The following is a 26,209-nucleotide window of genomic DNA, read 5'->3' on the forward strand; positions in this document are numbered from 1 at the left end:
TTTGATCAATTCGTTGGCGCCCGATATTCCGCATGAGCGCGCACTCGAGTTCCCTTCTGCCTGCCGCTAGGCTGACGCGGGTTCGTCGTGGTGCGGAGCCGGTGAAGCGGACTTCGACGGCGTCGCCGGCGAGGTGGGTGAGGAAGGCTTGGGCCATTTGTGAGCGTCCGGCGTTGTGGACGCAGACGAACAGCACGCTGGGTGTGGGGAGCATTGCCGGAGAGGGCCTTCAGTCGGCGACGGTCGGCGTGGTGGTGGTGTCGTGGGGGACGACGGCATTGTCGGCGCCGGCCGCGGTGGTCGGATAGAGGGCGGCGATCAGCGCCAGGCCCAGGAGCGCGCCGAGGATTTGGGCGGTGATGAATCCCGGCGCGGAGGTGGGGGCGATTCCGGCGAAGGTATCGGTGAACACGCGTCCGATGGTGACGGCGGGGTTGGCGAAGGAGGTGGAGCTGGTGAACCAGTAGGCCGCCCCGATGTAGGCGGCGACCGCCGCGGCCGAGAGCGCGGCGCGGCCGGATCGGTCGAGGGCGAAGACGACCGCGATGAGTCCGGCGGTGGCGACGACTTCGCCGAGCAGGTGGCCGCTGGTGATGCGGTGATGGGTGGAGATCTGTAGGGCGGGTTGGTCGAACATGGCGTGGGCGAGGGCCGCGCCGAAGACGGCGCCGATGGTTTGGGCGGCGAGGTAGCCGCCGAGGTCGCGGCCGGTCAGTCCGGTGCCATGGTGGCGGCCCAGCAGCCAGTCGGCGGCGGAGACGGCGGAGTTGAAGTGCGCGCCGGAGACGGGTCCGAAGACCACGATCAGCACCGCGAGCCCGAACACGGTCGCGGTGGAGTTCTCCAGCAGCTGCAACCCGACATCCCCCGGCGAAAGCTGCTGGGCGGCGATGCCCGAGCCGACTACGACGGTGACCAGCAGCGCGGTCCCGACGAACTCCGCCAGCAACCGCCGCGCCCGGTCGTTCATCGGGTGACCGCCGCGGGGGCGGTGCTGTCGAGCAGCTGGGCGAGCTCGCGTAGAGCGGCGGGTTCGATGCGGTAGTAGACCCACGACCCGCGCCGCTCACTGCTGAGCAACCCGGCCTCACGCAGGACTTTCAGGTGGTGGGAGATGGTGGGTTGGCCGACGTCGAAGCCTGCGGAGATGTCGCAGACGCAGGCTTCCTGCCCGGCGTGGCTGGCGATCACCGACAGCAGCCGCAACCGCACCGGATCCGACAATGCCTTGAAGACGCCGGCCAGCTCGGTGGCGGCCTCGGCGGTCAGTGGTTGGCGGACCAGGGGCGTGACCTCACACGAGGATGAGGTCACGCCGATCAGCGGCAACTTCGGTTTCGACACACATCGATATTGATGGATATCGAAACCGTGGGCAAGCGAACACCTGGTGAACTCCCCGGCAGCCGCCGCGCCAAGGATCAGCTGCAGCAGGTGGCACCCGAGGCGATCGCTTCCTTCTTCGCCGCCGGGGTGCAGCACGCGCCCTCGGCCGCGGCTTCCTCGGCGGTGCCGCAGCACGCCTGGACCGCCTCGGCGTCCGACGGTGTGGCCGTGCCGGTGAGTTCGGGCGCCGTACCGAAGGTTTCGCTGTCGGCCAGGACGGTGTAGACCTCCCAGCGCTCCTTGTCCGGTGCGGTGATCCAGACCTTGTGCTGGGTGGCGAAGCAACAGGTTGTGGCGAGCTGTTCTTCGGTGAACAACCCGGCTTCGGACAGGCGGGCGATCTCGGCGTGCACCTTCTCGGAGGTTTCGACCTCGACGCCGAGGTGGTTGACGCTGCCGCCGTGGCCGGGATTCTCGATCAGCACCAGTTTCAGCGGTGGATCGGTGACGGCGAAGTTGGCGTAACCAGGCTTGCGTTTGGCGGGCTCCGTCGCGAACAGGGTCGAGTAGAACGCCACGGCCTGGTCGATGTCGTCGACGTTCAGGGCGAGTTGGATGCGGGACATGACTACCTCCACTTGTGTGACATATATCGAAGAACCGGTTCGGTGCCGAGTCTGCCACCTTTTCGACATATGTCAATGGACTGGGTAGAGTCGATCGCATGCCCAAGACGCTGCCCATGATCGATATGTCCGCCCCGGTCTGCTGCGCGCCGGTCGCGGCGGGGCCGGTCGACGACGCCGCCGCGCTGGCAGTGGCGCTGCGGTTGAAGGCGATCGCCGACCCGGTGCGGGTGAAGCTGCTGTCCCTGCTGCTGACCAGCGCCGCCGGCGAGGAGAACAGCGGCGACCTCGCCACGGCGGTGGGCTTGTCGGAGTCGACGGTCAGCCATCACCTCGGCCAGTTGCGCAAGGCCGGGCTCGTGGAGTCCGAACGGCGCGGTATGAACACCTTCCACCGCGCCCGCCGCGATGCCCTGGCAGCGCTGTGTGTGGTGCTGGACCCCAACTGCTGCCGCTGAACGACAAGTGCGGCCCGCCACGGTGAGCGAGGCGTCGGGGCGGGTCGCACCGTTGATCGGTCAGCCTTGCGCTTCGGCGGTTTTGGCGAACAACTCCAGCAGGGTCCCCCACCCGCCGCCTTGTTCGGCGATGGTGTCGCGGATGGCTTTGCCCTCCACGAGGCGGTCGAGGTGGCGGTGTTCGAGTTCGACGTTGGTGTGGTTGGGTCCTTCTGCGGTGAAGCGGATTTCGATTTCGCTGGCGTGATCGGGGTCGGGGTCGTATTGCCAGTGGCCGTTGATCTGCCAGGTCACCACGAGGCGCTGGGGTGGTTCCCAGGTGAGTACGCGGCCCCAGTCGCATTCGGTGCCGTCGACGCCGCGCTCGTACCAGCGGCCGCCGACGCCGGGTTCGAGGATCGCGTCGGCCATTTCGGTTTGTCCGATGTGGTAGGCGGCCGGCCACCAGCTGCCGAAGGATTGTGTGAAGAAGGCGAATGCCTTCTCGATCGGCATCGCGACACTGGCTTTGCCTTGCAGGGTGGGAAGGGTCGTGGTCATGAGCTCTCCTGTTCGGGGTCGGCCGCGGCGTCCACGGCCTTCTGGAAACTGGTCAGCGCGTCGTCCCAGATCCGCTGGAAGTACGCCTGGATCGCGGCGAGTCCGTCCGGATTGATCTGGTAGATGCGTCGCGTGCCCTGCGGTGTGGCCACCACCAGTCCCCCGTCCTTGAGCACCCGCAGATGCTGGGAAACGGCTTGACGGGTGATCGGCAACGATTCCGCCAGCTCACCGACCGACGACGGCCGCCGGGCGAGTCGTTCGAAGATCGCCTGCCGCATGGGGTCGCCGAGGATGGTCAGATCCGCATCTCTGAAAGCAGCCACGTACGTAAGCGTGCGCTTTCAGATACGGTTCCACAAGGGTTGCGGGGCGGATTTTTACGGGGTTTTCCGGTCGGTGATCACCAGCCGCAGGCGTGACCGCCCGCGGCGCCCTACTCGTCAATAGGTTCGCATCTGCGCACCTATTGGCGTAACGTCGCCCTTAGTCGGAGAGTTCGGGGAGGTCAGGGGTGATCGAGGTATTGCGGCATCGCCGGTTCCGGCGTTTGTTCGCCGCGCAGGTGGTGGCGTTGGTCGGGACCGGTTTGCTGACGGTGGCATTGGGGCTGCTGGCCTACGATTTGGCCGGTAGCGATGCCGGGGCGGTGCTGGGTACCGCGCTGGCGATCAAGATGGTCGCCTACGTCTTCGTCGCGCCGGTGATTGCGGCGGTTACCGATCGAGTGCCACGCCGGGTGCTGCTGGTCTCCGCGGACGCGGTCCGGGCGGTGATCGCCGTGACGCTGCCTTTCGTCACCGAGGTGTGGCAGATCTATCTGCTGATCTTCGTGCTGCAAGCCGCCTCGGCGACGTTCACGCCCGCCTTTCAGGCAGTGATCCCGTCGGTGCTGGTGGACGAGGACGACTACACCCGCGGGTTGTCGCTGTCGCGGCTGGCCTACGACCTGGAATCATTGCTGAGCCCGATGATGGCCGCCGCGTTGCTGACGCTGATCGACTACAACCTGCTGTTCGTCGGCACCGCCGCCGGGTTCGTCGCCTCCGCCGTGCTGGTGGTGAGGACCCCCTTGCCGCGCCTGGTACCCGGTGACCGATCCGTGCCGCTGATCGAGCGGATCACCAGCGGCGCCCGAGTCATGGTCGGTCGGCCCGTGCTACGCGGCCTGCTGGCCATGAACCTGGCCGTCGCCGCGGCCACCGCGCTGGTCGTGGTCAACACCGTGATCTACGTTCAGGACCTGCTGCACGGCTCCGCCGCCGGTGTCGCCTTCGCCCTGGCCTGCTACGGCGGCGGCTCGATGCTCATCGCTCTCACCATGCCGCGGCTGCTGTCACGCTTCAGCGACCGCCGCATGATGCTCACCGGCAGCGCTGCGCTGCCGGTGGGGCTGCTATCCGCGGCCGCGATCACCGCGGTTGATCCTTACCCCGGGCCGGGTTGGCTGCTGCTGGTCGTGGCGTGGACAGCGCTCGGCGCGGGCACCTCGATGATCAACACACCGTCCGCGCGTCTGCTACGCGCGGAATCGACACCGGAGAACCGCACAGCGGTCTTCACCGCCCAGTTCTCCCTCTCCCATGCCTGCTTCCTGCTCACCTACCCCGTCGCGGGATGGGTCGGCGCCGGAGCGGGCCAGCTCACCGCCGCACTGACCCTGGCCGCCATCGCTACACTTGCAGCAACCACAGCCGCCCGCGTCTGGACCGCGACCACGCCGACCGAACCGGAGGCGGTGCCAGCAGGAAGGCGGTGAACGATGGCAGGGCCTCCGAATCCGGCCGCTGACCCTCCCGTGCCCAGCCTCCTTCACCCGATCACCCCCGACCAACCGCGTCTGGACGCCGCGACCGGCGCCTTCCGTATGCTGTCGGACCCCACCCGGCTGCACATCCTGTGGATCCTCGCCGACGGCGAAGCCGACGTCACCGCCCTCACCGAAGCAGTCGGCGCCTCCCGCACCGCGGTCAGCCAACACCTCGCCAAACTCCGCTTCACCGGCCTGGTCGACACCCGAAGAGAAGGCCGCCGCATCATCTACCGCGTCCGCGACGGCCACCTCACCCGACTGGTCCGCGAAGGACTCAACCTCGCCGACCACATCGTCACCGGCGAACCACCACACGCCTGACCCGATCGGTCACGGCCGAGCCCACCACGCCATACCATGGCCTTCGCCGATCAAGCTGGACACGAGAGGTCGTACTCGAACTCATCATGCAAGCTGAGACTCTCCGTACCAGGGAGGCGAGAGGGTTGAGGTCGTTGTCGCCGCCACGACGTGGTGGCCATGCATCCTGTTCGGTCTCGGGCTTCCTGCTCTCCTCGCCGCGCTGGCTGGCATCGCGATCGGAGGCACCACAAGACCTACGACTGTGGCCAACGGTCACCTGAGCTCCCGAGGTGCTGGCGGTCAATGCCTCATCGACCTCCGCCAGACCAGGCGCTCAGCGATTCGCTGCCGACTGGCCGACCGGGTGGTGCTGGTCGCGTCGACGCACTGTGCGCAACCCGCAGGCCTGGCCCACGCTCGCGCCTTCGAGCAGGTACTGCAGTCCGATCACCACGAATCCGAACAGCCAGCGCGCGACCGTCTGCCACAACCGGGGGCGTCGGCCGTCCTTCCATCGGAGGACCCGCATTCCGAACAGCAGCTTCGCGACACTGCCCCGCAACAGCAGTGTGCCGAGGACGTGATTGGCGAACGACACCGCGAGCACACACGGAATGAACGCGCCCAGGAACTCCGCGACCCCGTCGAAAGCATGAAAGACACGTTGCGACAACGCGAAACCCACGACCAGCGCAACGAAGGCGTCGGTCACCGCAGCCAGGGCCAAGCGGTTCTCTCCCGCCTCATCCGGGACGCCGACCCGCCGGGAATCAGGCGACTGGGCGGGTGATCGGCTCTGGTGAGGACCGGGGCGTGTTGCGTTCACGCGATGTATTGTGGCGCAGCCCAGCAGCTCTCCCCAGGGATGTGGAGGTTGGCCCGCGTGCGGAACTGTGCAAACGACAGCGTCGAGCCTTGGGGCACCGCCTCGCCGAACTCGCTCACTACTGCGCTGTGAGCCCGGCGACACCCCATCGCCGAAGTCGCCGGTGGCCTGATCCGCCTTCTGGCCGGCCTCAGCGTCACAGCACGGTGACCAGGACCTCGCCCGTGGCAGGAATCTCGTGAGATTCCGGCGCCTTCCGGTCTGCGAGCACCTGGCGTCGGATTACTAACTGTCATACCTCGACGACCTGGGTGCCGTCGGCGAAGTTGTCGTGCCGGCCCTGCTTGGTGGGGCTCGAGCCGACGGTGGCGGCGAGTGCGGCGAAGAACCACAGCACTCCGCCGATGCAGGGAACGAGGTTGAGCAGCATGTACGCGTTGCGCAGGCCGAGTCCTTGATACTCGGTTTCGACGCACCGGCACGACCGTTGACGTGCAGCCCCAGGGCCTTCTTACCAAGCGTCGACCCGGTAGTGACTTCACAGGCCAGGAAATAGAGAAACCCGAATCCGGCACCCGGAAGGATGATCGTTGTACAGCTTGTACCAGCCGACCGAGGTACGTTCCGCCGAGTTCGAGGCTTCGGACACCGCGTCCCGCTTCACCTCGAGAGCTTGCTCCGCTTTGGTCATTGCCTCCTTCGATTGGGCGTTCGTCACACAACGAAGCGGTGGCGTGAACCCGCACAGGCACTCGAGCCCACGCCGAGCCGCCGGCATCACCCCACGATCTGACTCCACCCGTCCTCGAGACGCCGCATCAAGTCGCTGAAGAATCCGTTCACCTGGCCTGCCTGCTGGGGCGTGTTCGACATCAGCGATTGAAGGAATCCGAATTCCTTTGTCAGCAAGTCGATCTGCAGATCACTGACTGCTTCGAACACCGAGAGGATCATCGCTTGCCAGTCGGGGTGCTGGCGACCGAGGCTTTGGAGTTTTGCCTTGGTCGAGCCCTGCAGCTGAGTGAACTGGGTTTGGGCGCTGTCCATCAGTTGACTGATCAGGTCCTCGAACTGTTCGCGTGAGATGTCACCGGCCAGGACACGCCGAGCATCCGTGGACGCGGCGGCGCCGGTGTGGCCGAACTGCTCCAGTATGCCGGTCTCGGCGGGTTGAAGGGCGTCTTCGACCTCCTGCGGAACATCCGCCGCTCTGACCTCGGGGATGTGCGTGGAGGACTCCGCCGAAACTGTGCCGTCGCCGGCGCTGCGGCGCTGGGCGATGGTGTCGAGCAGAGTGGAGAATTCCTGTGGATCGGTTCTGGTCATTGCCCCTCCAACAAGATCGTGCACTGGGCCTTGCCGTCGACGACACCAACTCGGCCAGATCGCCAGGGACTCCCGAGCCGTGTCGCGCTGAGCCGGTCGAACGGGTCAGCGCACACGGCAGACCCGCACAGTGGCTCCCACCTCTACGCGGCGCTCAACCAGAGGTTATGAGCACATCCCAGGGCAGGGATCACCCCTTACGGATGAAACCCGCGGGATGTCGAGATCCGATGGTTTTACGACATCCACCGACGTGGCCGGTGCCGACGCACTCCGATCAGCTGTTGGGTGTCATCCTCACCCGACAGTAGAGGGCCTGGATCGTGACGGCGGTGACGGCAACAGGCCACACAGCCGCCTCCCACGCCGACGGCCCGCCAGGCGGGCCTACTCGAACCCGAACGTCGCGACCGCGGGGTAGGTGCCGACGGCGACGAACGCGAAGGCCGTCATCGCCGGGGCCGACGAGGCGTACTGGTGAGTCCAGCGCAGCCGCAACTCTTCGCTGGACGGAGGGAACGCCGAAAACCCCACTGAGGTGTCATTACGCCTCGAGACCGCCGAGTTCGCCCAGTGTCGCCGAGAGCGAGTGATCGGTCGCGGCGAACGGCTACTTGTTCCTCGGTCTCCGCGCGGTGCGCCTGCGCACATGGCGGCGGCGATATTCGGTGCCGGGGACGGTGAAGTTGTCGTTGGTCTTGCCGCCGGTGCTCGCGGCGAACGTGATCGCGCCGATCAGCAGGACGACCCAGACGGCCAGCATCCACCAGCGGCGACGGCCACGAATCGGCCCAGAGCGAACAGATAGCGAGACATGGGATTCCTCCTACCCAGACATCGACGAGCGGGTCTAGCGGTAGCCATCACGCATGATTCCGCTACCTTTACACCGACTCTGACGACATCGTCATGAGTAGTGTCCGAATCAATCAGCGGCTTTCGGGGTTGCCGAGCCGGTCTGCGCCGGACGTGCACTCGGCGCGAAACTCGGCAGTGACGAGTACAGATCCGACACCGTTCTCCCGCAGGTCTGCACGGTGCCGTCGGGGCGGACGAGCACGGCGTCGGCATGCCCGCCGCGCAGCCAGCGGTGCAGCGCGGTGCCCGGCACGGCCCGCAACACCACACCGCCGCGCTGTTCGACGGTCACCGCCTCCATCGGTGATGGGGCGGATGTCGTGATGATGGCGTAGCGGCCGGCGATGAGGTCGTCGACCCGGCGCCCGTCGGCCATCCGTTCGTTCGGGACCAGCCGTCCGGCCAGACCTCGCCGCAGCGGCGGTGCGGCCACCAGCGCGGAGCGGTGCAGCGGCGGTGACTCTCCGCTGATGATCGTCCGGGTCAGCCCGGGCAGCCGGTGCAGTCCCGGAGCGAGCAGGCCGCGCAGTCGATTGCCCAGTTCGCCGCCCTCGGTCATGGTCATGCCGGTGAGCTTGGCCAGCCGGATCATCGTGCGCGCGTGCGGTTTCCGCTCGGTTTCGTAGGTGCCGAGCATCGACTCCGGCAGCTCGCCGCGCAGCACCCCGGCCAGCTTCCAGCTGAGGTTGGCGGCATCGCGCACGCCCGCGCCCATGCCCTGCCCGATGAACGGCGGGGTGAGGTGGGCGGCATCGCCGAGCAGGAATACACGTCCGGCACGCCATCGGTCGGCCAGTTGCGCGCGGAAGGTGTACTCCGCCACCCGGACCAGCTCCAAGCCATCGCGGTCGGTGTCGGCCAGCCATGGGGCCAGCAGGGGCCACAGTCGAGCCAGGTCACGGTAGTAGTCGGCGGATTCGCCTGGCTGCAAACGGAATTCCCAGCGGTGGCGGGTCGCGCCGATGCGCATGTATGTCGCGGCTCGACGCGGGTCGCATACCTGGTGCACGCCTCCCCAGTGCCCAGGATCGACCGTGGTCGCGAGGTCGACGACCAGCCAGCGCTGCTCGAATCGCAAGTCCCGCATGCGCGCGCCGATCGCGGCGCGCACCAGGCTGTTCGCGCCGTCGCAACCCAACACGTAGCGGGCGCGCACCGAGTAGGACGCGCCGGTCGCTCGGTCTTCGCAATCAACTCGGGCACAGTCCTTCTCGACCGCCAGCCCGGTGACTTCCACACCGCCGCGCAGCGAGACGGCCGGATACAGTGCCAGATTGGCCCGCAACAGCGCCTCCAGCTCCGGCTGGTCGAACAGGTTGGCTTCGGGGAATCCGTTGCGGCCCCCGGCCGGATCGCGGTCGAATTGCGCCAGCACCCGATGCCGCCGATCCACCAGGCGCAACCCGGAAGCGGGCCGGGTGATCGCGTCGAACCCCGGCCCGATGCCCAGACGTTCCACGATCCGCCGGATCTCACCGTCGAGATGGACCGCGCGCGGCTGCGGGTAGACGCCCTCCCACCGCTCGAGCACCAGCGATTCGATGCCGTATTGGGCGAGCAGCGTGGCCGCGGTGAGCCCGGACGGGCCCGCTCCGACGATCACCACCGGAACTGTCGGCGAAGTCATCGGGATCCACCGGTCGACGTGGCCACGTAGGCCGCGGCGACCAGAGCCGCATCGGCTGCGGGCGCGATTTCGACTGTGCCGCCGTTTCGGAGATGGCCGGCGACCGCACCGGTCATCAACAGCACCAGCCCGGCCCCGGCAGCCCGGCCGATCGCGGGGCGGACCGGTCCCAGCAGCACCCCACCGGCCGCGAGGAGTTCGGCCGCGCCGATGCCGCGACAAGCGGTGGTGGAGTATCCGAGATGCGCCGCACGCCCGCGCATCGACGCGACCGCCGCGACCTCGGCCGTCCCGAGGTATAGGACTCGGCGACGAGGGTATCGAGGTAGCCGATCCGGACGCCACCGATGCCGGGCAGGGTCGGCGGCGGCTCCGGAGCTGCCGTCGGACGCAACACCAGCAAGGCATCCAACAGACCGCGCGCCGCGAGCTCGCGTGCGGCGGTCCAGATGTCAGGCTCGAGTTCCGGACCTGCGGCGATCAAGACCCGAGCGCCCGAGCGGTGCAGCAGCTCCGCGACGCACTCGTGCGACAGGCCGCCATTGATCGGTGCGACGATGCCCACCAGCTGTGCGGCGAGGGTGGCCCGGATCAGCTCCGCGCAGTTGGGTGCGATCAGCGCGACCGCATCGGCGCGGCGCACGCCCAGCTCGTGCCGCAGGTTCGCGTACTTGTGCACGTCGGCGAGCAGATCGGAGTAGGTGCGCTGCGATGGCTCTCGCCATCGCGCCGCATCCGGCAGCACGGTGATCGCGGTGCGCTCCGGCCATCGCGTCGCCGCGCGGACGCGCAGGGCGTAGGTCGATTCGGGCAGGCCGCGCGCCTCGAGCGGTACCGCTTCGATGGCGGCCAGGTCCTCCGGGCCGGTGTACCGGGGCCAGAGCAAGTCCTCGGTCGAGGTCTCGAGGGTTGTGTTGTCGGTCATCGGGCGTACCTCACGACCGTGCGCTGGCGGCCCAGGTCGAGGGCGCCGTCGTCGGTGCCGATCGCGGCCTCGACCACGTCCCCGTCCTTCAGGTACTTCGGGTTCTTGGCCTGGCCCTGGAAGAACATCTTCCACTTGACCTTCGGCGGCAGCAGCGAGCCGATGATCTCCACCGGCTTGGGCGGGGCACTGAGCGCGGTGCCGATCGGGGTCCCGGTGAGCAGCAGATCCCCGGCGTCCATGCGCTGGAATCGGGTCAGCGCGCGCAGCGTCTCGACCGGCCGGTAGATCATGTCCGCGACCGTCATGTCCTGCCGCAGCCCGCCATTGACCCACAGCCGCAGCCGCAGATCTCCGAACCGCTTCAGCTCATCGGCGTCGAGCAGCACCAGCGCCGGGCCGACCGGAGTGAAGGTCGGATACGACTTCGCCTCGTAGAATTGCGTTTTCGGCAGCTGCACGTCGCGCGCCGAGATGTCATTGGTAACCACCAGGCCCGCGACGTAGTTCGCGAGGTTCTCCGCCGAGACTTCAGAGCCGACCGGCATCTCGCGACCGAACACGAGGCCGATCTCCACCTCGTAGTCGAGCAGCTGCACATGCGCGGGCCGGATGACGTCGTCATGGGGTCCACTGATCGATCCGGACGCCTTGCGGAAGAACGTCAGCGGCACCGTCTCCGGGTCCATCCCCGCATCCTTCACGTGCGAAGCGAAGTTCGTCATCTGCGCCACCACCCGACACGGCGCGGTCACCGGGGAGATCAACGAAAGGCTCTCCACTGTCACGGTTCCCGCGCCGGATGCAGCCGCGGCGATCGCCTCACGATCGGCAAGCAGTTCCCGCGTGGTCGTCGCGGTGGTATCGATACGAGCAGCACCGGCGCGGGTCTGCACCCACCAGGCGTCGGCGGTGCGGAGGATGGATGTGCTCATGAATCGGCCACTTTCAACAGGCCGCGCAGGCGGCGGATATCGAATTCGTTGTCCTCGCGCAGCGCGTCGATGATCGAGCGCAGTTCGCGCAGCGATTCGGCTCCGGGCTTGATGCCGAGGAAGTCCTTGGTCACGGGCGGGCCCCACTGCGCCAGACCGGAGGCGCTCATCGGCGCCCAGCCCGGCTGGAGGGTGCAATCGAACATGTCCCCGTCACTGAAGTGCTCCACCATGAACCCGTCGGGATCGCGCCAGTAGTCGAAGATCTGGCTGCCCTGGATATGGCGACCTATCCCCCACGATCGGCGATAACCCTGTTCGCGCAGATACTCACCGCCGGCAGCGAGCGCGTCCAGGTCGGCGACCTGATACGCGGAGTGCACATAGCGGTTCGACGGCCCCAGCGTCAGAGCGAGCGTGTGGTGGTCAACCGGTACCGAACCCCGGTCGCAGCGAATGAAACTCATGACCGGACCGCGCTCCCGCTGGCCCGGGTAATAGAGGAAGTCGCTGACGATCAGGCCCAGATTCCGCAGATACCAGTCGAGGGTCTCGCGGTATCTCGTCGACTGGATCACCACGTGTCCGAGCCTGCGCACGCGTGCCGGTGCACGTAGCGGTCGCTGTGTGGCATTCACCCGGGCCACCTCGTGCCCGAAGTTGAAGATGTGAGGCTGCTGCGTCGGCAAAGCTTCCAGTTCGTGGGTTTCGGCGACCACTCGCACCCGCAAGCGGCTCGGATCGGCCAGGTCGACGGTCAGTCCGCCCACAGATTCCGGCAATGGCATGGCTGGCGCACCGGTCGCGGCGGCCAGTCGCAGCAGATCGGCGGAATCGGCGGCACGAAAGGCGGGACCGACGAAGCGCGAGCGGACGCCACGCCGGATGAGCACGCAGGGCGCGCCCGGATCGGTCCCGCGCAGCTGCAGCTCGTCGGCCGTCCGCATGGCGGTCTCGAACCCGAAGGCGTGGGCGAAAGCCTCCGCTCCGTCCAGGTCGGGCTTCTCGAACTCCAGCCACGCCAAGTCCAGCACCTTGATCACGGGATTGCGCGCCCGGCCCGGATGCTCACCCGCGTGCGCCCCCTGCTCGCTGTGCAGACCGCTGTGTACATCGTGATGGCCGCTCATCGACCACTCCCTTCCAAGCACTGACGATATCGTCACTCACGAGAGCGGCGTCAGTCAATGTTTCTGACGATTCCGTCAAAATCGAATCGAACGGAACCTGTCCAGCAGGAGATATGAATCGATGACCACGCTCAATGGGTCGGAGCCCAATCGCCTGCAACGCCGCAAGGCCCGCACGCGCGCCGCGCTGGTCGGCGCGGCGCAATCACTCCTGGCCGAGAGCAAGATCAACGTGCAGATCCTCGAGATCACCCAGGCCGCCGACGTCGGCATGGGATCGTTCTGCACCGCCTGCATCCCACCCTCAGCAAGGTCTTGCTCAATGACGGCCTCAGCCTGGCGAACTCGGGCCGGGGTCGCGCCCCGCGCACGCCGCGACATCGAGGCCGCGGCCGAAGCCGGGCGCTTCGACATTCGCGACCCGGAGCTGTCGATGACCATCGTCGCCGGCGCTGCCCTGCGCCTCGGACGCCTGCCGCACGACCATCCCGAACGCGACGACGCCGAGGCCGCCGACCAGGTGGCCGAGGACCGGCTGCGCATGTTCGGGCTCTCCTCCGAGGAAGCCCACGAGATCTGCCGACGCCCGCTACCGCCATTGGACCTGCCGCGCGTCGGCTCGAATCCATAGACTCAGCGGTCGTCAGCGGCGGGAGCCTGCGGTTTCCGCCTGTGCCACGGCGTTCCGGGTGTGTGCGCAGCGTGGCGTCGTTATCCACGTCGCCGCCGGCCCGGGGAACACCGACATGACCATGCAGTTGGCCGGGCATCGCGGTAATGGACCGGGGCGTCGTGATGCCCTCGCACACGAACAGAGCTGGACGGGATTCGAGGGTGCAGCCGGGTTTCGGCCACCGACTTGCGAAGTTCGGGGATCGGCGTCCCATGTTGCCAGGCAGCGGGCAGTTGAGACCGATGTCGTCCGCATAGGCGGGGCTCCCTTTTCCGGTGCTGTCCACGAGGAGTCGCGTGTCGAAATGTGTCCTGCGTCACACGGCGGATTCGTTGTGACGTATTGACCACCGCCAATCCGTCCAGCATCGTGGCGGAGGTTAACAAGCGCTCAGTAATGTCTGAAAGGTCGCAGTCATGCCCGAAGCCGTCATCGTCTCTGTCGCCCGGTCACCGATCGGTCGCGCCGGCAAGGGTTCGTTACGCGATCTCCGGCCGGACGACTTGGGAGCGCAGATCGTGCGGGCCGCGCTGGCGAAGGTGCCGGCCCTCGATCCGAACAGGATCGACGATTTGATGCTCGGGTGCGGCCAGCCCGCCGGTGAGTCGGGCTTCAATCTCGCACGGGTGGTGGCGATCCTGGCGGGTCTGGACCGGGTGCCCGGCACAACGGTCAACAGGTACTGCTCATCGAGTTTGCAGACGACCCGGATGGCGCTGCACGCCATCCGAGCGGGCGAGGGCGACGTCTTCATCTCCGCCGGAGTCGAAACCGTGAGCCGCTACGTCAAGGGCAACGCCGACGGCCTGCCCGGCACCCAGAACCCGGTGTTCGCCGACGCGGTGCGCCGGACCGCGAAATTCGCCGAGGGAGGCGAGATCTGGACCGACCCGCGCACCGATGATCTGCTGCCCGACGTCTATATCGCGATGGGGCAGACCGCGGAGAACGTGGCGCAACTGTGCGATGTGAGCCGTGCCGAACAGGACGCTTTCGGTGTCCGCAGCCAGAACCTCGCCGAGGCCGCCCTCGCCAACGGGTTCTGGGAGCGCGACATCACCGCGATCACCTTGCCCGACGGCACTGTCGTCTCGAAGGACGACGGGCCGCGGCCGGGAGTCACGCTGGAGAAGGTCGCCGAACTGAAGCCGGTGTTCCGGCCCGACGGGACGGTGACGGCCGCCAACTGCTGCCCGCTCAACGACGGCGCCGCCGCGGTCGTGATCATGTCGGATGTCAAGGCCGCCGAGCTCGGCCTGACGCCGCTGGCTCGGATCGTGGCGACCGGAGTCAGCGCATTGTCGCCCGAGATCATGGGCCTGGGACCGGTGGAGGCGTCGAAGCAGGCGCTGGCCCGGGCCGGTATGACGATCGATGACGTCGACCTGGTCGAAATCAACGAGGCCTTCGCGGCCCAGGTGATTCCCTCGGCGCGGGAGCTGGGCGTCGACTACGACAAGCTCAACATCAACGGCGGCTCCATCGCGGTGGGTCACCCGTTCGGCATGACCGGCGCCCGCATCACCAGCACCCTGATCAACTCCCTGCAGTTCCATGACAAGCAGATCGGCTTGGAAACGATGTGCGTCGGCGGCGGCCAGGGCATGGCGATGGTGCTCGAGCGCCTGTCGTAACCGCAGACTCCGCAGAAGGACTCATTGATGAACAGATTCGAAGGCAAGACCGCGATAGTCACCGGCGCGAGCCGAGGCATCGGGCTCGGTATCGCGCGGCGCTTGGTGGACGAGGGGGCGAGAGTCGTGATCACCGCCCGCAAAAAGGACGCCCTCGACGAAGCGGTGGAAACACTGGGCGGGCCGGAGCGCGCACTGGCCGTCGCGGGCCGCGCCGATGACGTCGACCACCAGGCGGAGACCGTCGCGCGCGCGATCGACACATTCGGCGGCGCCGACCTTCTCGTCAACAACACCGGCATCAACCCGGCGTACGGGCCGATGGTCGATCTGTCGTTGGAGGTGGCCCGCAAGATCGTCGAGGTCAATTGTCTGGCCGCGCTGTCCTGGGTTCAGCAGACCTATCGCGCTTGGATGAAGGACTTCGGGGGCGCGATCGTGAACGTGTCGTCGGTCGCTGGTCTCAAGCCGGCGCCCGGCATCGGCTTCTACGGTTCGAGCAAGGCGATGCTCACCCACATCACCCAGGAACTCGCGGTCGAACTCGGTCCGAACTTGCGGGTCAACGCCGTCGCGCCCGCGGTGGTGAAGACGAAATTCGCCACCGCCCTCTACGACGGCAGGGAGGACGAGGTGGCCGCGGCATACCCGCTGAAGCGGCTCGGCGTACCCGAGGACATCGGCAGCGTGGTGGCGTTCCTGCTCTCCGACGACGCGAGCTGGCTGACGGGTCAGTTGCTGGTCGTGGACGGCGGCGTCACTCTGACGGGCGGAGTCTGACGTGGCGCGGATGAAGGCATGGCGGGTCCACGAGCTGGGCGAACCGGGCACTGTGCTCCGGCTCGATGACGTGGAAGTCCCGGAGCCCGGCCCGAGGCAGGTAGTCGTGCGGGTCCGCGGCGCCGCGGCGAACTTCCCCGATGTGCTGATGTGCCGCGGCCTCTATCAGGTCCGGCCGCCGTTGCCGTTCACGCCCGGCGTCGAATTGTGCGGCGAGGTGGTGGCGGTCGGCACCGAGGTGGCCGGGACAGCTGTCGGTGACCGGGTGCTCGGTGGCGCGGCGCTGCCCCACGGCGGTTTCGCGGAATTCGCCGTGCTGGAAGCCGCCCAGACCTTCCGCGCGCCGCCGTCATTGGATGACGCGGAGGCGGCCTCCCTGTTCATCGGCTACCAGACCGGCTGGTTCGGATTGCATCGGCGGGCCGGATTGACAGCGGGCGAGACCCTCCTTGTGCACGCCGCGGCGGGTGGCGTGGGCAGCGCCGCGATCCAGCTCGGCAAGGCCGCGGGCGCTCGAGTGATCGGCGTCGTCGGTGGAGCCGAAATGGCCGCCTACGCCGAGGCCTTGGGCGCCGACGTGGTCATCGATCGTCATCAACGGGACTTCGTCGACGTCGTCAAGCAGGTCACCGACGGTCGCGGCGCCGATGTGATCTACGACCCGGTCGGCGGCGAGGTGTACCAGCGGTCCACGAAATGCGTCGCCTTCGAGGGCCGCATCGTGATCGTCGGGTTCGCCGGCGGCGAGATCCAAAGGGCCGCATTGAATCACGCGCTGGTGAAGAACTATTCGATCCTCGGTCTGCACTGGGGTTTGTACAACGCCCAGGACCCGGGCGCCGTCGCCGAGTGTCACCGCGCGCTGACCGCACTTGCCGCTGACGGTGCGATCCGTCCCCTGGTCAGCGCGCGGCTGGCACTCGCGGACGTTGCCGACGCCGTGCAGCGACTCGCGGACGGCCAGACCGTCGGCCGCGTGGTCTACACGCCCTGAGGCCAGCCTTCCACCGCAGTCACATCTTCGAGGAGTATTCATGACCGATCCGACACAACGAACTGCGATCGTCACCGGCGCCGCTCGCGGAATCGGCGCCGCCGTCGCCGGGCGGCTGGCCGCTGACGGTATGGCAGTAGCCGTGCTCGACCTGGACGAGGCCGCCTGCAAGACGGTCGTCGACGAGATCGAGTCGGCCGGCGGCCGCGCGCTCGCGGTCGGTGTCGATGTCGCGGACGAGGCGGCCGTCACCCAGGCGGTCGATCGCGTGGCCGCCGAACTCGGCGCACCGACGGTGCTGGTCAACAACGCCGGGATCCTGCGCGACAATCTGCTGTTCAAGATGAGTGCCGACGACTGGGATGCCGTGCTGAATGTGCACCTGCGCGGGTCGTTCCTGCTGGCCAGGGCGGCGCAGGCGCACATGATCGAGCAGAAGTGGGGTCGCATCGTGAACTTGTCCAGCACGTCGGCACTCGGCAACCGCGGCCAGGCCAACTACGCGGCAGCCAAGGCCGGGCTGCAAGGATTCACCAAGACCCTCGCCCTCGAACTCGGCAAATTCGGTGTCACCGCCAACGCGGTCGCCCCGGGATTCATCGAGACGGAGATGACCGCGGCCACCGCCGCCCGGATGAACATTCCCTTCGACGAGCTGAAGACCGCTATGGCCGCCCAGATTCCGGTCGCCCGCACCGGTACCCCCGCCGACATCGCGCACACCGTGTCGTTCCTGGTGAGCGAGGGCGCCGGCTTCGTGTCGGGCCAGGTCATCTACGTGGCCGGCGGCCCGAGGAACTGAACGGAGGAGAGAGAGTCGTGCAGGTATTCCAGGGCCTGTCCGAGCTGGAGTCCGCGGTCGGAACCCACCTCGGATACAGCGATTGGCACACGGTGACCCAGGAACAGATCGATCGCTTCGCCGAAGCGACCGGGGATCACCAGTGGATCCACGTGGATCCGGTGAAAGCCGCCGCCGGACCATTCGGCACCACCGTCGCACACGGATTTCTCACCCTGTCGATGGTGCCGATGCTGGCCGGCGAAGTATATGCGGTGCGGGGCTTGTCCATGGGCGTCAACTACGGCACGAACAAGGTGCGATTCCCCACTCCGGTCCCGGCCGGATCCCGGGTCCGAGCCGGTGTCGAGCTGGTCTCGCTCGTGCCGGGCAGCATCGGGTCGCAGGCAGTGATCCGAGTGACCGTCGAGCTCGAGGGGTCCGACAAACCCGCGTGTGTGGCCGAGACGGTCGCGGTGCTTGTGCCGTGACGGACGATCGGGACGATCTGCGCAACCGGGTGGAAAGCCTACTCGCAGAGTATGATCCGGCTGCCACCGAGTCAACTGGGCGACGGAAGTCGCAGCGCGGCGCTGCTGACACCGTTCTCCACCGCGCTCGCGACGCGAGTCCCGGCCTTGACGGCTGATGCGGATGGCCGGGTATCCGGTCGCGTCACCAGCGTCGCCGGTGCGCTCGACGCCGATGTACTGCTGGCCGCCGTCGAGACAGCGGACGGTACGGAGGTGCACGCCTTGGCGGCCGCCGCGGCGGCGATCGAGCCGGTGGTCTCCCTCGACATGACCCGTCCGCTGGCCGACGTCGTCATCGACTCCGTGCCGAGCCGGGTGGTCGTCGCCGCCGAATTCGGCTGGTCAGCCATACAATCCGGCTTGACGATCGGCGCGGCACTCCTGGCGTCCGAGCAAGCTGGGGTCGCCGCCTGGTGCCTGGAGACGACCGTCGAGTACTTGAAGCTGCGATGCCAGTTCGGCCGAGTGGTCGGCGGATTCCAGGCGCTCGAGCACCGCCTCGCCGATCTCTACGTCGAGGTCGAGTCGGCCTCGGCCGCCGCGCGGTACGCGGCGGGAACATTCGCGGCGGACGACCGCGACAGCGTGATCGCCGCCGCCGTCGCGGCGTCCTACTGCGGCGATGTCGCGGTGCGGGCCGCCGAGGAAGCCGTCCAATTGCACGGCGGGATCGGCATGACCTGGGAACACCCGGCGCACCTCTACCTCAAGCGAGCCAAGGCCGACCAGATCGGGCTGGGAAGTCCCGGCCACCATAGGAGCTTGCTGGCGGACCTCGTCGGGCTGCCGTTGGAGCAACGCTGAATGACCGATTCCGGCCGGCAGCTCGGAACTCGACGCTGTCCGGCCCGATCTGTTCGGCGAACGAAAGGAGATCCCGTGACAACTACCCAGCAGGTGCGGCTCGCGAAACGGCCGTCGGGGCTGCCCGACGCGGACACATGGAACCTGACGACCGAGGACCTTCCCGCGCTCTCCCCCGGGAAGATCCTGGTAAAGGTCGATTTCATCTCCCTCGATCCGGCCATGCGCGGCTGGCTGAACGACGTCCGATCATATGTCCCGCCGGTCGGTGTCGGGGAGGTCATGCGTGCACTGGATATCGCCACCGTTGTCGAGTCGACGCATCCCGACTTCGCCGTCGGCGACGCCGTCAGCGGAACTTTCGGCGTGACCGAGTACGCGATCCATGACGGCCGGGGAGTGCAAAAAGTCGATCTGACTTCGGCGGACGGTCCGACTTGGTTGGGTACGCTCGGAATGCCGGGAATGACAGCCTATTTCGGGCTGCTCGAGGTCGGCCAACTCCGAGCCGGGGACACCGTGGTGGTCTCCGCGGCCGCGGGCGCCGTCGGCAGCGTCGCCGGTCAAATCGCGAAGATCAAAGGTGCGAGAGTGATCGGAATCGCGGGCGGCGCTGAGAAGTGCCGGATGCTGACCGAGGAATTCGGCTTCGACGCGGCCATCGACTATCGGAGTGAGAACGTCCTGCTGCGGCTACGGGAGGTCGTTCCGGAGGGAATCGACGTCTATTTCGATAATGTCGGCGGTGACATTCTCGATGCGGCGCTCGCCGATCTCCGGCGCGGCGCCCGCATCGTCCTCTGTGGCGCGATCTCGGCGTACAACGCGGAGAAGCTTCCTCCGGGGCCTTCGCGATACATGTCGCTGCTGGTCTCCCGGGCGTCGATGACGGGCTTCGTCGTTTTCGACTATGCGGATCGTTACGGCGAGGCCATCGCGGAGATCTCCGGTTGGCTGGCCGAGGGCAGGATCAAGAGCAGGGAGCATGTCCTGCACGGCGGTGTCGCCCGCTTCGGTGAAGCCTTGAACATGCTGTTCACGGGAGCCAACACCGGCAAACTCGTGCTCGCCGTGTAGCGCCATACTGTCCAGGTGACCGATACAGAGGACCGATCGCGCGCGGACCAGACCCGAGCGCGGCTGCTCGACGCGGCGGTGGTCGCCTTCGCCGAACGCGGCTTCCACGGCTCCACGACCCGCGACATCACGTCGATCGCCGGAGTGAGCACCGGGACGATCTACGTGTACCACCGTTCCAAGGAAGAGTTGCTCTATCAGATCTCACGCGCCGGTCACCTGGACACCCTGGAGCGGGTCCGCGCCGCCATCGCCTCGGCACAAGACCCCGCCGGGCAGCTGCTCGCCGTGATGAAAGAGTTCACGATCCATCACGCCCGCGCCCACACCGTCGCCCGGATCATCAATTACGAGCTCGCCGCTTTGAGCCCGGAACATCAACAAGAGATCAAGGAAATCCGGCGTGCGATCGAAGGAGAGGTCAGGAGCTTGATCGAGCGAGGGGCTGCCGCGGGGGTGTTCGAGAACACGAATACCCATATGGCCGCGACCGCGCTGCTCTCGCTGGGAATAGATATCGCGCGCTGGTACCACGAGGGCGGTTCCTGGTCACCGGAGGAGATCGGCGACTATTACGCGGACCTCGCGCTGCGGATCGTAGGCGGTCGGAGGCCGAGTTCTGCCGAGTCCGCCCGGTCGGGAAGATCTCGGGGATGAGCCCATGCACAGCGACGCCACGGAGGCGAGCTCACCGCGGCGACTGACGACGTCGCCCTCATCACCTCCGCGGTGGCCGAGATGACCGACCGTTCGTTCGCCTATATCGATCGCGTTTCCCAGCGAATCGTGACCGCCTAGCAGGACGAGCGGGACCGGTGGCTACAGAACCAGATGGCCGCCCGCACCGCTCGGGTGCGCTCGATCCTGTCCGGACAGCACATCGACCCGATCGACGGCGAGCGTGCGCTGGGCTATCGGCTCGACCGAACCCACTTGGGCACGGTTGTCTGGTCCGACGCGCGCGCCGACCAGCTGCGCGCGGCCAAAGTGCCGTTTTACCCGTGAGGACGAACGCGGAGTCGTCGACGTGGCTTTGTACGCGGTCGTGCAGGCTCCGGAATCCAAGCGTTGCTCGCGCCCGGTCGTGGCGTTCCCCGGTCGACGGCGGTCACGTAGGTCTGCTCGATCCCAAGGTCGTCGTCGCTCTGGTCGTCGCCCTCTGCGCGCTGGGGTTGCGGGACAAGACGGGTATTCCTGGCCGCCCGCCCCGAGCACTACCTGGTGATGCTGCTGACGTTCTTCGTCCCCTTCGCCGACATGATGATCGGATTCAAACTGGTCATGCTGGCACTGTGGTGGCCGCAGAGCGCCGAGCTGAAACCCGAGCAGCGTGTGACCATGAGCGCCGGGCTGCCGGTCAGCCAGTCGACCAAGTTGTACGGCCCCGAGATCGCCGACATCCTCATCCAGAGCGGTCTCGGCTGGCGAACGATGCATACCCACGGCCGGGGCTCAACGGTCTGATCAGTCACGCGATCGACAACGAGGACGACTACGCCATCCGCGACGGAGAGGTGGAGACGCTTCACAGGTTCGCGGCGCGATTTGACGCCGCATTTACCTCCCGTGTTGCCGGTCTGTCGAGGTCTTCGCGTCGTTATGCGACTGTGCAGGGGTTGCGCAGCTCGCCGAGGCCCTCGATCGTCGAGCGCAGTATGTTGCCCGGGGCGAGGAACCGTGCCGGGGTGCGGGAGTAGCCGACGCCGGCCGGGGTGCCGGTGAAGATCAGATCGCCGGGGAACAACTCGCAGATGCCCGACAGGTGGGAGACCAGCGCGGCGACGTCGAAAATCATCCGCTTGGTGCGGCCCGATTGCACGGTCTCGCCGTCGAGGACGGCTTCGATGGCCAGATCGTTGGGGTCGTCGAGTTCGTCGAGAGTGGTCAGCCACGGGCCGATCGGCGCGAACCGCTCGTAGCTTTTGGCGAGGCTGAATTGCGGTGCGGTGCCGGCCATTTGTGATCGACGCTCGGAGATGTCCTGACCGATGCAGAATCCGGCGACGTGGTCGATGGCCTGCTCGGTAGCGATGTGACGTCCGCCGACACCGATCACGGCGACGAGTTCCACCTCCCAGTCACAGGTGCCGGTAGGCAACGGGATCGCGTCACCGGGGCCGGTGATCGCGGAGGCGAATTTGGTGAAGACCAGCGGGTTTTCGGGCAGTGCGAGCCCGGTTTCGTCACTGTGGTCGGCGTAGTTCAGCCCAACGGCGAAGATCTGGCGTGGCGCACGCACCGGCGGACCGAGCCGTGTCAGATCGGCGAGCAACTGCGCGCCCGTCACACGGGCATCCACATGGGGCCGATTGCCGCTGAACCAGGCGCGGATCTGCCGTATGTGCGCCACGGCCTGATCGGGATCGCTGGGCAGGACGCCGTCGGAGGCGTTGGCGAGGTCGATGATGCCGGTATCGGTGACGAGCGTGGCACGGCCGTCGAGATTGGCGAGCTTCATGAGAGGGGCGGATGTCCTTTTCGGTCGGGTGGGCCGTGCACCGCCGGGACGGTGCGGTGCACGGTCGGCCATCGGTCGCTGGGATCAGTCGAGGCGGACCGGCGGATCGGTCTGGCTGGCCATCTGCCACACCAGCTCGTCAGGCATGGCGATGATCTGCCGGTAGACCTCGTCGGGATAGGCCATATGGGGTTTGGTCTCGTCGTAGGCCGGTTGGGCCACCGGCTCGAGCGGTCGGGTGAATGGTGCTGGGTGCCTGTAGGTTTCGAGTTCCTCGGCGCTGATGCCGTTGATCTCGACCACTTCCGGGTCGATCCAGGCGCGGTCGTCGATGGCGTCGCCGGTGGTGAGTTCGACCAGCAGACCTTCCGGGCCCGCGAGGTAGAGCGACCGGCAGAACCCGTGGTCGATCGGGCCGAGCACGACGATCCCTCGACTGCGGATGCGGTCGCGCAAACTCAGCAGTTCGTCGAGATCGCGTACATGCAGTGCGACATGCTGCATGGCACCGGGCGCGACCGGTCCGGTCGGTTCGGCGGCATGGGTGACGCCGAGCTCGCGAGTGTCGGGGTTGTCGGGGTGGTACACGAACGCGATGTAGGAGGTGGGGTTGAGTTCGACGAACCCGTGCCAGGCGCCTTCGGCTCCGTGCATGCGGTACAGCGCCTTGAGCGGCAGGCCGAGGACATCGGTGAAGAACGCGATCTGAGATTTGATGTCGCGGGTGGCGATGGCCAGGTGGTTCACGCCGATGGGTTGGGTGGCGGTCATGATGGTCAGTCCTTTTCGGTGGCGGAGTCGAGCAACTGCTTGTGGCACCAGGTCCGCACGACATCGGCGTAGTCGGCGGTGTGGAACAACATCAGCTGGTGCACCCCTTCGGGGTGAATGTGCAGTTCGACGGGGCCGGTGGTGGCGTCGACGACGGCCTGGGCCGCGGCGGGAGGGAAGATCGGATCTTTCTCCCCGACGGCGAACAGGATCGGTTTGGTGTTGGCCGACAACGGCACGGCGGGGTCGTAGCGCAGGATCGACGCCCACGAGGCCAGGTCGTAAGTCCAGGTGTTGAGCGGATCCTGATGCTTCTGCTTGCCCGCGCCGCGGAACCCGTAGTCGGTGTCGAAATCGATGTACTGGTCGATATCGAAGCGCAGCGCCGGACCGAACAGGGCGACCATCTGATCGAACGCCTGTGTGCGGAAGGCGTTGTCGGTCGGGATCAGCGGTGAGGACGGGATGGCGAATCCCATCAAAATCGCGCCCGCGAAATCCTGCGACGCGGCGTAGGCGCCGTAGGCGGCGGACGCGCCGAGCGAGGAGCCCTTGATGAATACCGGCAGTCCGGTGGCGGCACGAATGTGGTCGGTCAGCTGCAGTGCCGCCTCGATCCACTCCTCGATGGTGAACTGGCCGGCGCGTCGGTCCACGCACGAGCGGCCGTGGCCGGGAGCATCCATGCACCAGACCTCGGCTCCCAACCGGGCATAGTGTGCGGCGAAATTGTCGTAGATGCCGCCATGGCCGCCGATTCCGTGCTGAACCAGCAGCACATGATCCGCGGCCGGATCAGCGAATCGATACGCGAATGTGTTGCCGACCATCTGTTCTTCTCTGCGCATCGGCCACCTCCCTGTGTCCCGCGTCATAAAAGTTGATGACAATCAATAAACCACACAAGTTGATGGTCGTCAACATGTTGTCCTAAACTGGGCGGATGGCGACGCAGACACGAAAAGGACGACCACCGGCCGAGCAGTCACCAGCCTCGTTGACCGACATCCTGGCCGCGGCGTTGAGAGTGTTCGCCGAATACGGATTCGACGGCACCTCGGTGGCGGCGCTCAATCGCGAGCTCGGAGTGAGCCACAACCTCGTCCATCAGCGGTTCGGCTCCAAGGAGAGGCTGTGGTACGCCACGGTCGACTGGGCGTTCGGCGAGATCGCCGACCACATGAGCGTGGATGCGGAGTTGGCCGAGCGCGACCTACTCGAAGCGGTACGCGCGACGATCGTGCAATTCCTTCAACTGCACGCCACCCACCCACAGATCCTGCGGCTGGTCACGGTAGAAGGCGCCACCGAGGGGCCTCGGCTGACGTACCTGTTCGACGCGCACGTCGGACCGTTGTATCACCGGATCACCGCGCCGCTGAAGGTGCTCGTCGACCGCGGGGTGCTGGCCGAGGAAGACATTCGCACCGTGCATTTCCTGGTTGCGCACGGCGCTACCGCGCCGTTCAGTCTGGTCCCTCTGGCGGCGAGGCTGAACCCACTCGATCCACTCGACCCCGCGGCGGTTCGCCGGCACGCCGAATTCGTCGCCGGCATGGTCGTGGCCGGGCTCCGCGCCCGCGGCGCCTGACCAGCGAGGGCGACCGTGACGAAGGTGACGCTCAGTTTCGACAATGGACCCAGCCCGGCCACCGCCACCGTGCTCGATGCACTGGCCGACCACGGCATCCGCACGACCTTCTTCGTCGTCGGCGCCGAGCTCGCGCGATCGGGCGCGCGGCGAGCAACCGAACGTGCTGCGGCCGAGGGACATTGGATCGGCAATCACACCATGACTCACTCGATCCAGTTCGGCGACGACGCGGGCGCCCCCGATCTGCCGATCCGGGAAATCGAGGGCGCGCAGGAGGTCATCGGGAGGCTTACCCACCCCGACAAGCTGTTTCGGCCCTTCGGCGGTGGAGGTGTCCTCGATCGGAGGCTTTTCTCGCCGAACGCGGTGGGCTACCTGTGCCGACACGGCTACACGTGCGTGCTGTGGAACTGCATTCCCCACGACTGGGACCGCCCCGACGACTGGGTCGAGCGATGCCTGGCCGACATCAGGTCGCGGCCATGGAGTTTGGTCGTCCTGCACGACCTGCCCACCGGCGCCATGCGGCACCTGCCCCGTTTTCTGCAACGGCTCGATGCCCTCGATGTCGAGATCGTCCAAGAATTCCCCGAATCCTGCGTCCCCATCCGGCGGGGTCGCCTGCAGGGATCGCTCGATCACCTGGTCACCGCGCCCGACAGCTGAGCATCCGGACAGGATTCACGACCGACCTGCGCCAGCGCACTCACCGATGACTTCGTCCACTCGATCCCGATGTGGTCGCGCGCTGCTCGCTCACGCTGCCATGCCCCGCGATGGGCACCCGATGCGTGGGCCCATTATATGTTGACGGCCATCAATAAATTGCATTATATTGATGGCCGTCAACATTTGAGGTGGTGTTGGGACATGTCAACGAAGGCGCGTCGTCGGTCCTCGGCACGAACGCCTACAACACCTCCGAGAGAAAAGGAGCGATCGATGACGATCGCATCAATTGTTCTGCCCGCCTTGCTGGCGCTCGAGATGATCGCCGTGGGAGCGCCGAAGGTGCTCGCCGTGCAGGCCATGCGTGAACGCGCCGCCCACGCCGGGATCCCCGTGTCCGGCTACCGAGTCCTCGGAGCCTTGGAAATCGTCGGTGCGGCAGGGCTTTTGATCGGTATCGGCTGGCATCCGATCGGCCGGCTCGCTGGGGTCGCAATCGTGCTGCTGATGGCAGGGGCGCTCATCACCCACGTCCGGACCAAGGACAAGCTCGCCGACATGATCCCGGCCATCGTCACCGCCCTGTTGGCGGTGACCTACCTCGTCGTCGCATCACTCGCCCGCTGAGCGCTGGTCACCGAAGGCGCTCGGGCGTCCTCGCCGACGTCTGAGATGCCACACCAGGCAGGATGCCCTGTGTTCCCGCACGCCCCACCGCAGCCGTCGTGGCGGGAGGCGGTGCTGCTGT

35 protein-coding genes and 3 pseudogenes are annotated in these 26,209 nt (G+C 66.9%); 17 read left to right on the forward strand and 21 right to left on the reverse strand.

Annotated features, from left to right (window positions below):
- Positions 1–79 precede the first annotated feature (79 nt).
- From ACH49X_RS20045 to ACH49X_RS20060, 4 genes and pseudogenes are all read right to left on the reverse strand, one after another.
- Positions 80–214 (reverse strand): annotated as a pseudogene (locus ACH49X_RS20045) (heat-shock protein HtpX); the annotation flags it as partial.
- A gap of 15 nt (positions 215–229) precedes the next feature.
- Positions 230–970 carry an MIP/aquaporin family protein gene (locus tag ACH49X_RS20050; RefSeq protein ID WP_357105386.1) on the reverse strand — a complete coding sequence of 247 codons (741 nt, stop codon included), beginning with the start codon at positions 968–970 and terminating at the stop codon, positions 230–232.
- Positions 967–1,344: a helix-turn-helix transcriptional regulator gene (locus ACH49X_RS20055; protein WP_195082966.1), complete on the reverse strand. Its 378-nt coding sequence runs from the start codon at positions 1,342–1,344 to the stop codon at positions 967–969. The genes ACH49X_RS20050 and ACH49X_RS20055 overlap by 4 nt, the downstream gene beginning before the upstream one ends.
- A gap of 77 nt (positions 1,345–1,421) precedes the next feature.
- The gene (locus tag ACH49X_RS20060) at positions 1,422–1,952 is read right to left on the reverse strand and encodes an ArsI/CadI family heavy metal resistance metalloenzyme (RefSeq protein ID WP_357105383.1); all 531 of its coding nucleotides are present in this window, start codon (positions 1,950–1,952) and stop codon (positions 1,422–1,424) included.
- Between the two features lie 98 nt (positions 1,953–2,050).
- Between ACH49X_RS20060 and ACH49X_RS20065 the strand changes: the two genes are divergently transcribed.
- Complete coding sequence (locus tag ACH49X_RS20065) at positions 2,051–2,410, forward strand: Rv2640c family ArsR-like transcriptional regulator (protein ID WP_357105380.1); 360 nt, start codon at positions 2,051–2,053, stop codon at positions 2,408–2,410.
- Positions 2,411–2,470: 60 nt separating this feature from the next.
- Here ACH49X_RS20065 and ACH49X_RS20070 read toward each other — a convergent pair whose 3' ends face one another.
- Both ACH49X_RS20070 and ACH49X_RS20075 read right to left on the reverse strand, forming a co-directional pair.
- Positions 2,471–2,950, reverse strand: coding sequence for an SRPBCC family protein (locus tag ACH49X_RS20070; protein ID WP_195081399.1), 480 nt, complete (start codon positions 2,948–2,950; stop codon positions 2,471–2,473).
- On the reverse strand, positions 2,947–3,276 hold the full coding sequence (locus ACH49X_RS20075) for a helix-turn-helix transcriptional regulator (protein ID WP_195081398.1): 330 nt from the start codon (positions 3,274–3,276) through the stop codon (positions 2,947–2,949). Before ACH49X_RS20075 ends, ACH49X_RS20070 begins: the two co-directional genes overlap by 4 nt.
- 188 nt (positions 3,277–3,464) lie before the next feature.
- On the opposite strand from ACH49X_RS20075, the gene ACH49X_RS20080 reads away from it, so the two are divergent.
- Together ACH49X_RS20080 and ACH49X_RS20085 are read left to right on the forward strand one after the other, a co-directional pair.
- The gene (locus ACH49X_RS20080) at positions 3,465–4,709 is read left to right on the forward strand and encodes an MFS transporter (protein WP_357205915.1); all 1,245 of its coding nucleotides are present in this window, start codon (positions 3,465–3,467) and stop codon (positions 4,707–4,709) included.
- 3 nt (positions 4,710–4,712) lie between these two features.
- A complete protein-coding gene (locus ACH49X_RS20085) occupies positions 4,713–5,084 on the forward strand; it encodes a metalloregulator ArsR/SmtB family transcription factor (protein WP_195081397.1) in 372 nt (123 codons plus the stop codon).
- Positions 5,085–5,400: 316 nt separating this feature from the next.
- Here ACH49X_RS20085 and ACH49X_RS20090 read toward each other — a convergent pair whose 3' ends face one another.
- From ACH49X_RS20090 to ACH49X_RS20145, 12 genes and pseudogenes are all read right to left on the reverse strand, one after another.
- On the reverse strand, positions 5,401–5,892 hold the full coding sequence (locus tag ACH49X_RS20090) for an RDD family protein (protein ID WP_357205918.1): 492 nt from the start codon (positions 5,890–5,892) through the stop codon (positions 5,401–5,403).
- Positions 5,893–6,184: 292 nt separating this feature from the next.
- The gene (locus tag ACH49X_RS20095) at positions 6,185–6,322 is read right to left on the reverse strand and encodes a hypothetical protein (protein WP_397070481.1); all 138 of its coding nucleotides are present in this window, start codon (positions 6,320–6,322) and stop codon (positions 6,185–6,187) included.
- Positions 6,323–6,396: 74 nt separating this feature from the next.
- Positions 6,397–6,441, reverse strand: a pseudogene (locus ACH49X_RS20100) (hypothetical protein); the annotation flags it as partial.
- Positions 6,431–6,583 (reverse strand): hypothetical protein, encoded by a 153-nt coding sequence (locus tag ACH49X_RS20105; protein ID WP_195081396.1) that lies wholly within the window; start codon positions 6,581–6,583, stop codon positions 6,431–6,433. The pseudogene ACH49X_RS20100 and the gene ACH49X_RS20105, both read right to left, overlap by 11 nt.
- Before the next feature lie 86 nt (positions 6,584–6,669).
- Positions 6,670–7,218, reverse strand: a complete 549-nt coding sequence (locus tag ACH49X_RS20110; RefSeq protein ID WP_357205921.1) for a hypothetical protein — start codon at positions 7,216–7,218, stop codon at positions 6,670–6,672.
- A gap of 387 nt (positions 7,219–7,605) precedes the next feature.
- Positions 7,606–7,752, reverse strand: coding sequence for a hypothetical protein (locus ACH49X_RS20115; protein WP_357205924.1), 147 nt, complete (start codon positions 7,750–7,752; stop codon positions 7,606–7,608).
- Between the two features lie 76 nt (positions 7,753–7,828).
- Complete coding sequence (locus tag ACH49X_RS20120) at positions 7,829–7,981, reverse strand: hypothetical protein (RefSeq protein WP_195081393.1); 153 nt, start codon at positions 7,979–7,981, stop codon at positions 7,829–7,831.
- Between the two features lie 162 nt (positions 7,982–8,143).
- Entirely contained in the window at positions 8,144–9,703 is a 1,560-nt protein-coding gene (locus ACH49X_RS20125) for a bifunctional 3-(3-hydroxy-phenyl)propionate/3-hydroxycinnamic acid hydroxylase (RefSeq protein WP_357205926.1), read from the reverse strand.
- Complete coding sequence (locus tag ACH49X_RS20130; RefSeq protein WP_357205929.1) at positions 9,700–9,966, reverse strand: DoxX family protein; 267 nt, start codon at positions 9,964–9,966, stop codon at positions 9,700–9,702. The genes ACH49X_RS20125 and ACH49X_RS20130 overlap by 4 nt, the downstream gene beginning before the upstream one ends.
- A 23-nt stretch (positions 9,967–9,989) precedes the next feature.
- Positions 9,990–10,628: pseudogene (locus tag ACH49X_RS20135) on the reverse strand (AMP-binding protein); the annotation flags it as partial.
- Positions 10,625–11,563: a fumarylacetoacetate hydrolase family protein gene (locus ACH49X_RS20140; protein ID WP_195081390.1), complete on the reverse strand. Its 939-nt coding sequence runs from the start codon at positions 11,561–11,563 to the stop codon at positions 10,625–10,627. The pseudogene ACH49X_RS20135 and the gene ACH49X_RS20140, both read right to left, overlap by 4 nt.
- Positions 11,560–12,693, reverse strand: a complete 1,134-nt coding sequence (locus tag ACH49X_RS20145; RefSeq protein ID WP_357105355.1) for a VOC family protein — start codon at positions 12,691–12,693, stop codon at positions 11,560–11,562. The genes ACH49X_RS20140 and ACH49X_RS20145 overlap by 4 nt, the downstream gene beginning before the upstream one ends.
- Before the next feature lie 121 nt (positions 12,694–12,814).
- On the opposite strand from ACH49X_RS20145, the gene ACH49X_RS20150 reads away from it, so the two are divergent.
- The 11 genes from ACH49X_RS20150 to ACH49X_RS20200 all read left to right on the forward strand — a co-directional run bounded on the left by ACH49X_RS20150 (position 12,815) and on the right by ACH49X_RS20200 (position 21,433).
- Positions 12,815–13,324: a TetR/AcrR family transcriptional regulator gene (locus ACH49X_RS20150; RefSeq protein ID WP_357205932.1), complete on the forward strand. Its 510-nt coding sequence runs from the start codon at positions 12,815–12,817 to the stop codon at positions 13,322–13,324.
- A gap of 458 nt (positions 13,325–13,782) precedes the next feature.
- The gene (locus tag ACH49X_RS20155; protein ID WP_357105353.1) at positions 13,783–15,000 is read left to right on the forward strand and encodes an acetyl-CoA C-acetyltransferase; all 1,218 of its coding nucleotides are present in this window, start codon (positions 13,783–13,785) and stop codon (positions 14,998–15,000) included.
- A 24-nt stretch (positions 15,001–15,024) separates the two neighbouring features.
- Positions 15,025–15,780, forward strand: coding sequence for an SDR family oxidoreductase (locus tag ACH49X_RS20160; protein ID WP_195081387.1), 756 nt, complete (start codon positions 15,025–15,027; stop codon positions 15,778–15,780).
- Between the two features lie 10 nt (positions 15,781–15,790).
- Positions 15,791–16,774 (forward strand): NADPH:quinone oxidoreductase family protein, encoded by a 984-nt coding sequence (locus ACH49X_RS20165; protein ID WP_357206228.1) that lies wholly within the window; start codon positions 15,791–15,793, stop codon positions 16,772–16,774.
- Between the two features lie 40 nt (positions 16,775–16,814).
- Entirely contained in the window at positions 16,815–17,576 is a 762-nt protein-coding gene (gene fabG, locus ACH49X_RS20170; protein ID WP_357105350.1) for a 3-oxoacyl-ACP reductase FabG, read from the forward strand.
- Positions 17,577–17,593: 17 nt separating this feature from the next.
- Positions 17,594–18,046, forward strand: a complete 453-nt coding sequence (locus ACH49X_RS20175) for a MaoC family dehydratase (RefSeq protein WP_195044898.1) — start codon at positions 17,594–17,596, stop codon at positions 18,044–18,046.
- A 51-nt stretch (positions 18,047–18,097) separates the two neighbouring features.
- On the forward strand, positions 18,098–18,892 hold the full coding sequence (locus tag ACH49X_RS20180; protein ID WP_357205936.1) for an acyl-CoA dehydrogenase family protein: 795 nt from the start codon (positions 18,098–18,100) through the stop codon (positions 18,890–18,892).
- A gap of 93 nt (positions 18,893–18,985) precedes the next feature.
- Positions 18,986–19,969 (forward strand): NADP-dependent oxidoreductase, encoded by a 984-nt coding sequence (locus ACH49X_RS20185; protein ID WP_357205939.1) that lies wholly within the window; start codon positions 18,986–18,988, stop codon positions 19,967–19,969.
- Between the two features lie 15 nt (positions 19,970–19,984).
- Positions 19,985–20,626: a TetR/AcrR family transcriptional regulator gene (locus ACH49X_RS20190; protein ID WP_357205942.1), complete on the forward strand. Its 642-nt coding sequence runs from the start codon at positions 19,985–19,987 to the stop codon at positions 20,624–20,626.
- A 174-nt stretch (positions 20,627–20,800) separates the two neighbouring features.
- Positions 20,801–20,974, forward strand: coding sequence for a hypothetical protein (locus tag ACH49X_RS20195; RefSeq protein ID WP_357105338.1), 174 nt, complete (start codon positions 20,801–20,803; stop codon positions 20,972–20,974).
- 219 nt (positions 20,975–21,193) lie between these two features.
- Positions 21,194–21,433 carry a DUF3556 domain-containing protein gene (locus ACH49X_RS20200; RefSeq protein WP_357205944.1) on the forward strand — a complete coding sequence of 80 codons (240 nt, stop codon included), beginning with the start codon at positions 21,194–21,196 and terminating at the stop codon, positions 21,431–21,433.
- Positions 21,434–21,566: 133 nt separating this feature from the next.
- Here ACH49X_RS20200 and ACH49X_RS20205 read toward each other — a convergent pair whose 3' ends face one another.
- The 3 genes from ACH49X_RS20205 to ACH49X_RS20215 form a co-directional block, all read right to left on the reverse strand.
- The gene (locus tag ACH49X_RS20205; RefSeq protein WP_357105332.1) at positions 21,567–22,427 is read right to left on the reverse strand and encodes a fumarylacetoacetate hydrolase family protein; all 861 of its coding nucleotides are present in this window, start codon (positions 22,425–22,427) and stop codon (positions 21,567–21,569) included.
- Between the two features lie 84 nt (positions 22,428–22,511).
- Entirely contained in the window at positions 22,512–23,198 is a 687-nt protein-coding gene (locus ACH49X_RS20210) for a VOC family protein (protein ID WP_323124242.1), read from the reverse strand.
- A 5-nt stretch (positions 23,199–23,203) separates the two neighbouring features.
- Positions 23,204–24,046: an alpha/beta fold hydrolase gene (locus ACH49X_RS20215; RefSeq protein WP_357205947.1), complete on the reverse strand. Its 843-nt coding sequence runs from the start codon at positions 24,044–24,046 to the stop codon at positions 23,204–23,206.
- A 95-nt stretch (positions 24,047–24,141) separates the two neighbouring features.
- On the opposite strand from ACH49X_RS20215, the gene ACH49X_RS20220 reads away from it, so the two are divergent.
- The 3 genes from ACH49X_RS20220 (at position 24,142) to ACH49X_RS20230 (ending at position 26,088) form a co-directional block, all read left to right on the forward strand.
- Entirely contained in the window at positions 24,142–24,789 is a 648-nt protein-coding gene (locus tag ACH49X_RS20220; protein ID WP_195081379.1) for a TetR/AcrR family transcriptional regulator, read from the forward strand.
- A 15-nt stretch (positions 24,790–24,804) separates the two neighbouring features.
- A complete protein-coding gene (locus ACH49X_RS20225) occupies positions 24,805–25,458 on the forward strand; it encodes a polysaccharide deacetylase family protein (protein WP_195081378.1) in 654 nt (217 codons plus the stop codon).
- A 276-nt stretch (positions 25,459–25,734) separates the two neighbouring features.
- Complete coding sequence (locus ACH49X_RS20230; protein WP_357205950.1) at positions 25,735–26,088, forward strand: DoxX family protein; 354 nt, start codon at positions 25,735–25,737, stop codon at positions 26,086–26,088.
- Positions 26,089–26,209 lie beyond the last annotated feature (121 nt).

The sequence above is a fragment of the Nocardia sp. NPDC019323 genome, from assembly GCF_044389845.1.
In the GTDB taxonomy this organism is placed as follows: Bacteria; Actinomycetota; Actinomycetes; order Mycobacteriales; family Mycobacteriaceae; genus Nocardia; species Nocardia implantans.

Coding starts and splice junctions, on each gene's coding strand:
- ACH49X_RS20085 (WP_195081397.1), top strand. CDS start 4,713: ATGGCAGGGCCTCCGAATCCGGCCGCTGACCCTCCCGTGCCCAGCCTC.
- ACH49X_RS20200 (WP_357205944.1), top strand. CDS start 21,194: ATGCTGCTGACGTTCTTCGTCCCCTTCGCCGACATGATGATCGGATTC.
- ACH49X_RS20130 (WP_357205929.1), bottom strand. CDS start 9,966: ATGCGCGGGCGTGCGGCGCATCTCGGATACTCCACCACCGCTTGTCGC.
- ACH49X_RS20195 (WP_357105338.1), top strand. CDS start 20,801: ATGGCCGCCCGCACCGCTCGGGTGCGCTCGATCCTGTCCGGACAGCAC.
- ACH49X_RS20180 (WP_357205936.1), top strand. CDS start 18,098: ATGATCCGGCTGCCACCGAGTCAACTGGGCGACGGAAGTCGCAGCGCG.
- ACH49X_RS20155 (WP_357105353.1), top strand. CDS start 13,783: ATGCCCGAAGCCGTCATCGTCTCTGTCGCCCGGTCACCGATCGGTCGC.
- ACH49X_RS20095 (WP_397070481.1), bottom strand. CDS start 6,322: ATGCTGCTCAACCTCGTTCCCTGCATCGGCGGAGTGCTGTGGTTCTTC.
- ACH49X_RS20220 (WP_195081379.1), top strand. CDS start 24,142: ATGGCGACGCAGACACGAAAAGGACGACCACCGGCCGAGCAGTCACCA.
- ACH49X_RS20150 (WP_357205932.1), top strand. CDS start 12,815: ATGACCACGCTCAATGGGTCGGAGCCCAATCGCCTGCAACGCCGCAAG.
- ACH49X_RS20070 (WP_195081399.1), bottom strand. CDS start 2,950: ATGACCACGACCCTTCCCACCCTGCAAGGCAAAGCCAGTGTCGCGATG.
- ACH49X_RS20105 (WP_195081396.1), bottom strand. CDS start 6,583: ATGACCAAAGCGGAGCAAGCTCTCGAGGTGAAGCGGGACGCGGTGTCC.
- ACH49X_RS20215 (WP_357205947.1), bottom strand. CDS start 24,046: ATGCGCAGAGAAGAACAGATGGTCGGCAACACATTCGCGTATCGATTC.
- ACH49X_RS20140 (WP_195081390.1), bottom strand. CDS start 11,563: ATGAGCACATCCATCCTCCGCACCGCCGACGCCTGGTGGGTGCAGACC.
- ACH49X_RS20050 (WP_357105386.1), bottom strand. CDS start 970: ATGAACGACCGGGCGCGGCGGTTGCTGGCGGAGTTCGTCGGGACCGCG.
- ACH49X_RS20060 (WP_357105383.1), bottom strand. CDS start 1,952: ATGTCCCGCATCCAACTCGCCCTGAACGTCGACGACATCGACCAGGCC.
- fabG (WP_357105350.1), top strand. CDS start 16,815: ATGACCGATCCGACACAACGAACTGCGATCGTCACCGGCGCCGCTCGC.
- ACH49X_RS20230 (WP_357205950.1), top strand. CDS start 25,735: ATGACGATCGCATCAATTGTTCTGCCCGCCTTGCTGGCGCTCGAGATG.
- ACH49X_RS20120 (WP_195081393.1), bottom strand. CDS start 7,981: ATGCTGGCCGTCTGGGTCGTCCTGCTGATCGGCGCGATCACGTTCGCC.
- ACH49X_RS20165 (WP_357206228.1), top strand. CDS start 15,791: ATGAAGGCATGGCGGGTCCACGAGCTGGGCGAACCGGGCACTGTGCTC.
- ACH49X_RS20110 (WP_357205921.1), bottom strand. CDS start 7,218: ATGACCAGAACCGATCCACAGGAATTCTCCACTCTGCTCGACACCATC.
- ACH49X_RS20125 (WP_357205926.1), bottom strand. CDS start 9,703: ATGACTTCGCCGACAGTTCCGGTGGTGATCGTCGGAGCGGGCCCGTCC.
- ACH49X_RS20205 (WP_357105332.1), bottom strand. CDS start 22,427: ATGAAGCTCGCCAATCTCGACGGCCGTGCCACGCTCGTCACCGATACC.
- ACH49X_RS20065 (WP_357105380.1), top strand. CDS start 2,051: ATGCCCAAGACGCTGCCCATGATCGATATGTCCGCCCCGGTCTGCTGC.
- ACH49X_RS20145 (WP_357105355.1), bottom strand. CDS start 12,693: ATGAGCGGCCATCACGATGTACACAGCGGTCTGCACAGCGAGCAGGGG.
- ACH49X_RS20210 (WP_323124242.1), bottom strand. CDS start 23,198: ATGACCGCCACCCAACCCATCGGCGTGAACCACCTGGCCATCGCCACC.